The organism is Vibrio sp. V39_P1S14PM300, assembly GCF_009904765.1.
GTDB classification, from domain to species: domain Bacteria; phylum Pseudomonadota; class Gammaproteobacteria; order Enterobacterales; family Vibrionaceae; genus Vibrio; species Vibrio proteolyticus.
The window spans coordinates 1-5,570 of the sequence record NZ_WXWP01000287.1 but is presented as its reverse complement, the minus strand read 5'-3'; the positions used below and the strand labels follow the sequence as shown (position 1 = coordinate 5,570).

Sequence of the window (5,570 nt, the reverse complement as noted above, 5' to 3'; positions counted from 1 at the left end):
CCATTAGCACCAGTGAAGACATCACGCCATATGGTCAGTCGGATCTGGTCTTTGACTACTTGTGCGCCCTGATCGAAGTGGAGCAGCCGCAATCGGTGTTGCTGGTTTCTCATTTGCCGTTGGTCGGCTATCTGACGTCAGAATTCATTACCGATATGGCGCCGCCAATGTTCCCGACCTCAGGGTTGGTGTGCATAGAGTTTGATCCACAGTCACGCAAAAGCGAGCTGTTGTGGCATATCCATCCCTAATGGGGACGGCCGGTGTGTATAGCGAGCGGCGGTTGCCGTGAACCGGCCGATCGACAACCCGTTCACGCTCTGTTGTCAGTCAAAAACGCAACGCGACTGAACGTGCGATATTGACAGTAATTTGACATAAATGCTGGACTGAATTTTGCATCAGGCAGCTAACTGCTTAATCAAAATGCAAAAATTAAGACACCCGAATCTATGAAGTTCAGCCTGCCTTTTGCGGACAAAATTCCGCCGATTCCTCAACGTGCCATGCCAGCCATTGGCGCGCCCGTGATGGTGCTGGCCACTCTGGCCATGGTGGTATTGCCGATACCGGCGTTTCTGCTTGACCTGTTTTTTACGTTCAACATCGCGTTGTCGATGGTCGTCCTGCTGGTCACGGTCTACACCAAGCGTCCGCTGGATTTTGCCGCATTTCCGACAGTCTTGCTGATTGCCACCTTATTGCGTCTGGCGTTGAACGTTGCCTCAACCCGGGTGGTATTGCTGAACGGTCATGAAGGAGCCGGAGCGGCCGGTAACGTCATTGAAGCGTTTGGTAATGTGGTGATTGGCGGGAACTATGCCGTGGGTCTGGTGGTGTTCTTGATTCTGATGATCATCAACTTTATGGTCGTAACCAAGGGTGCTGGCCGGATCTCTGAAGTCAGTGCACGTTTTACCCTGGATGCCTTGCCTGGTAAGCAAATGGCGATCGACGCCGATTTGAACGCCGGACTGATTGATCAGGAGCAAGCACGCCTGCGTCGCAGTGAAGTCACCAAAGAGGCGGATTTCTACGGTTCGATGGACGGTGCGTCCAAGTTCGTTAAAGGGGATGCCATCGCTGGTATCCTGATCCTGTTCATCAACATCATCGGTGGCCTGTCCATCGGGATGGCGCAGTACGATCTGAGTTTCCGTGAAGCGATTGAAATCTACACCCTGCTGACCATTGGTGATGGTCTGGTGGCGCAGATCCCATCGCTGTTGCTGTCTATCGGCGCTGCGATCATGGTGACGCGTCAGAATGCGGAAGAGGACATGGGACAACAAGTAGTGTTCCAGATGTTCGATAACCCGAAAGCGCTGATGATCACCGCCGCCATCCTCGGCGTGATGGGGATTGTCCCGGGCATGCCGCATTTTGCCTTTTTGCTTTTGGCTGTCATCGCTGGCGGCGCTGCGTATCTGATTCAACGCAAACAGAAAAGGGCCGCCGAAGCTCCGGCCACACCCGCTGTTAGTGATACCGACGCGCCTGCCCAGAAAGAACTTTCTTGGGATGACGTCCAACCTGTCGACATTATTGGTCTGGAAGTCGGCTATCGATTGATCCCACTGGTGGACCGAGATCAGGGTGGGGAGCTGCTGGAGCGGGTGAAAGGGGTGCGCAAAAAACTGTCGCAGGATTTTGGCTTCTTGATCCCGGCGGTACACATTCGCGATAACCTCGAACTGACGCCCAATAGTTACCGTATTACCTTGATGGGCGTTGCGGTTGGGGAAGCGGAGATCCGCCCGGATCAAGAACTGGCCATCAACCCTGGTCAGGTGTACGGCATGATCGAAGGCGAAAAAACGATTGACCCGGCCTTTGGCCTTGAAGCGGTATGGATTCGTGAAGATCAGCGTGAACATGCCCAGGCGCTGGGCTACACCGTGGTAGATTCTTCGACGGTGTTAGCGACACACCTCAGCCAGCTGCTGACCAACAATGCAGCACAACTGATTGGCCATGAAGAGGTACAAAATCTACTTGAGATGCTGGGCCGCAGTGCACCGAAGTTGGTGGAGAACTTTGTGCCGGATCAGTTGTCTCTGGGCGCCGTCGTGAAAGTACTGCAAAACCTGCTCAATGAAGCGATTCCTATCCGTGATATCCGGACCATCATTCAAACCCTGGCGGAGTACTCCGCGAAGAGTCAAGAACCTGACATTCTGACCGCGGCAGTGCGCATCGCACTAAAACGACTAATTGTTCAGGAAATCAATGGTATAGAGCCTGAACTGCCGGTCATTACGCTCATTCCTGAGCTGGAACAAATTTTGCATCAGACCATGCAGGCTTCTGGTGGTGAATCGGCGGGTATTGAGCCGGGGCTGGCTGAGCGACTTCAGTCATCCCTAAGTCAGGCCACGCAAGAACAGGAACTGAAAGGGGAGCCTGCGGTGTTGCTAACGTCCGGCGTGTTACGCTCAACGTTGGCCAAGTTTGTTAAAAACACCATTCCGTCACTCCGGGTGCTCTCCTATCAGGAAATTCCTGATGAGAAACAAATTCGAATCGTACAGGCGGTGGGCAACTGATACGGCTACGTGCCTGTACACAACTAGGTAAACACGGAAATCTGCTTTGAAAATAAAACGATTTTTTGCCAAGGACATGCGAGCAGCGCTTCTTCAGGTGAAGGAAGAGCTAGGTGCTGACGCGGTGATTATGTCCAACAAAAAAGTCGCGGGTGGCGTGGAAATCGTTGCAGCTGTCGATGGGGATCACTCGGCCGGACGTCAGATGTCGAACGATTACAGTTCACGTCCGCGCCAAGCTCAGTATGCGCAGCCGCCGGCAGCACCGGCGGCCAGCTCTCGTCAGTTGGAAGACGACCGTGTCAGTTTACAGTCGAGCGCAGACAAGGGCCGCTCGATGACCCAGCGTTTTGCGAACATGCTCAAGCAGTACAGCCACCATGAGCAGGAAGACCAACCCCCGGCGGAGAGAGGCGAAGATTCCCTCACGGCGTTGTTACGCCGTCAGCAGGAAAAACGCAACGACGGATCCCTGTCCGGCATGTTGAAAGAAGACTCGCCGCTGGCCCGTTTGATTGCCGATGATCCTCGCATGCAGCAACAGCAGCCTCGCTTGGATCCAACCCGTTATGACCGTCAAACGGCCAAAGAACGTGAAGCCGATAAAGCCGAATTAGAAGATATGCGTGAAGAAATGTCTTCAATCCGTCGCCTATTAGAACATCAGGTGTCTGGATTAATGTGGCAGGAGGTGGAACGTCGTGAACCGTTACGGGCAATGTTGATTAAGCGGTTAGAACGAATGGGAGTGTCGGCAGAGCTGGCCGATCAGCTGGCGTGCTACATTCCCGAAGATACGCCGCCGAACAAAGCCTGGAAAGCTCTGTTGGCGTTGGTGGCTGATCAAATCCCGGTTACCAAACAAGATATTCTCAAACGTGGTGGTGTCGTGGCACTGCTTGGACCGACCGGTGTCGGAAAGACCACATCGGTTGCCAAGCTGGCGGCGCGTGCGGCTATGGAATACGGTGCGGACAATGTCGCGTTAGTGACCACCGATACCTATCGAATCGGTGCACATGAGCAACTGTCAATTTATGGCAGAATTATGGGTTGTCCGGTAAGAGTTGCTAAAGATTCTGACGAACTGGCCGATGTAATATACCAGTTAAGGAATCGCCGCCTGATTTTAGTAGATACGGCGGGCATGGGGCAGCGTGATGTACGCCTTTCTGAACAGTTAGATACGCTGATGCAGGAAAGTGGAGAAGTCATTAACAGCTACCTGGTGCTACCGGCAACCGCACAACGCAGAGTATTACAGGAAACCATAGAGCATTTCAGACGAATTCCGCTCTCTGGTTGTATTATGACCAAGCTCGATGAATCCCTGAGCCTGGGCGAATTTGTGAGTGTCGTAGTTCAAAATGCCTTGCCCGTGGCGTACATCGCCAATGGACAACGAGTACCGGAAGATATTGTGATTGCGCAACCCAAGTACATGGTAGCAAAGGCAAACGAATTACTGGAAAAGTCGACAGAAAATGAACCCCATTTCTGGAACAGCAGTACAGATGGGTTCTAGGCGGCGAACGATATGACAGAAGATATGATACAAGACCAAGCAAGCGGCCTGCGTCGCTTAACTAAACCCTCTTTGACCAAGGTTATTTCGGTAACCGGAGGCAAGGGTGGTGTTGGTAAATCAAATGTAACTCTGGGCCTGGCGATTTGTATGGCACGTCAGGGAAAGAAAGTCATGGTATTGGACGCTGACCTTGGTTTGGCAAATGTTGATGTAATGCTGGGTATTCGTCCCAAGCTCAACCTCGGTCACGTGCTGGCCGGTGAATGCGAGCTGAAAGACGCCATTGTGGAAGGACCGCATGGCATCCGCATCATTCCAGCAACGTCTGGTACTCAATCTATGACCGAGTTGTCCCATGCACAACATGCCGGATTAATCCGCGCATTTGGTAGCCTGGAAGACGAAATGGATGTCTTGCTGATAGACACTGCGGCCGGTATTTCGGACATGGTGGTCAGCTTTTCCCGGGCAGCTCAGGATGTGATTGTGGTGGTGTGTGATGAACCGACATCCATCACGGATGCCTATGCATTAATCAAACTGTTGAGTAAGGAACATCAGGTCCAACGGTTTAAAATCGTCGCGAATATGGTCAGAAGCTATCGCGAAGGGCGAGAATTGTTCGCAAAGTTGACCCTAGTCACAGAGCGATTCTTGAATGTGAGCCTCGAACTCGTAGCATGTATTCCATTGGATGATAAAGTTCGTCAGGCAGTGAAAAGACAGAAAATAGTCGTGGACGCGTTCCCGCGTTCTCCGGCATCACTGGCGATGGGCTCACTCGCGAACAAAGCATTGACTTGGCCTATACCGAAAACCCCGAGTGGCCACTTGGAGTTTTTCGTCGAGCGCCTGCTCAAGCGTGATGATTATGTAGGGGAACCGTTTGGTGAATAAAGCGCTGACTTATGACCAATATGCCAATCAGAATAGCCAGAAGGCGTTTCTGGAAAAGTACTCAGTATTGGTAAAGCGAATTGCTCACCACCTATTAGGCAGATTGCCACCCAGTGTTCAGGTTGAAGACCTGATTCAGGCCGGAATGATCGGCCTGCTGGAAGCCCAGAAAAATTATGATGGCAGTAAAGGTGCAAGTTTCGAAACCTACGCGGGTATCCGTATACGTGGGGCGATGCTGGATGATATTCGGCGCGGAGACTGGGTACCTCGTTCGGTTCACAAGCATAGCCGAGAGATTTCTCAGGCGATCGCTGTACTGGAGGGCGAGCTGAACCGAGACCCGAGTGACTCAGAAGTGGCCAAGTTTATGGGCCTGTCTCTCGATCAATATCATAGCGCACTGACTGACATCAATTGTTCACGGCTGGTCGGCATCGACGACTTGGGAATTTCCGATGATGCCATCGTACCCGCCGATGAAGAAGACGACTCTCCATTTAAAGGTGTTGCTGATGAATCTTTCCGCAAAGCGTTGATAGATTCAATAAAATCGCTGCCTGAACGAGAAGCTCTGGTACTTTCGTTGTATTATGATG

At 52.1% G+C, this 5,570-nt stretch carries 5 protein-coding genes; all 5 read left to right on the top strand.

All coding sequences use genetic code 11. The features are described 5' to 3' along the window. Window positions 1–251: SixA phosphatase family protein (locus CAG65_RS14725; protein ID WP_443098402.1), on the top strand; the 251-nt coding region annotated here is incomplete at its 5' end. Between the two features lie 201 nt (window positions 252–452). Beyond that, a complete protein-coding gene (flhA, locus tag CAG65_RS14720) occupies window positions 453–2,546 on the top strand; it encodes a flagellar biosynthesis protein FlhA (RefSeq protein ID WP_161454134.1) in 2,094 nt (697 codons plus the stop codon). Between the two features lie 46 nt (window positions 2,547–2,592). After that, complete coding sequence (gene flhF / locus CAG65_RS14715) at window positions 2,593–4,071, top strand: flagellar biosynthesis protein FlhF (RefSeq protein WP_161454133.1); 1,479 nt, start codon at window positions 2,593–2,595, stop codon at window positions 4,069–4,071. Window positions 4,072–4,083: 12 nt separating this feature from the next. Continuing rightward, window positions 4,084–4,971, top strand: a complete 888-nt coding sequence (locus tag CAG65_RS14710) for a MinD/ParA family protein (RefSeq protein ID WP_021703883.1) — start codon at window positions 4,084–4,086, stop codon at window positions 4,969–4,971. Continuing rightward, on the top strand, window positions 4,964–5,570 hold a 607-nt coding region (locus tag CAG65_RS14705; protein WP_161454132.1), incomplete at its 3' end, for an RNA polymerase sigma factor FliA. The genes CAG65_RS14710 and CAG65_RS14705, both read left to right, overlap by 8 nt.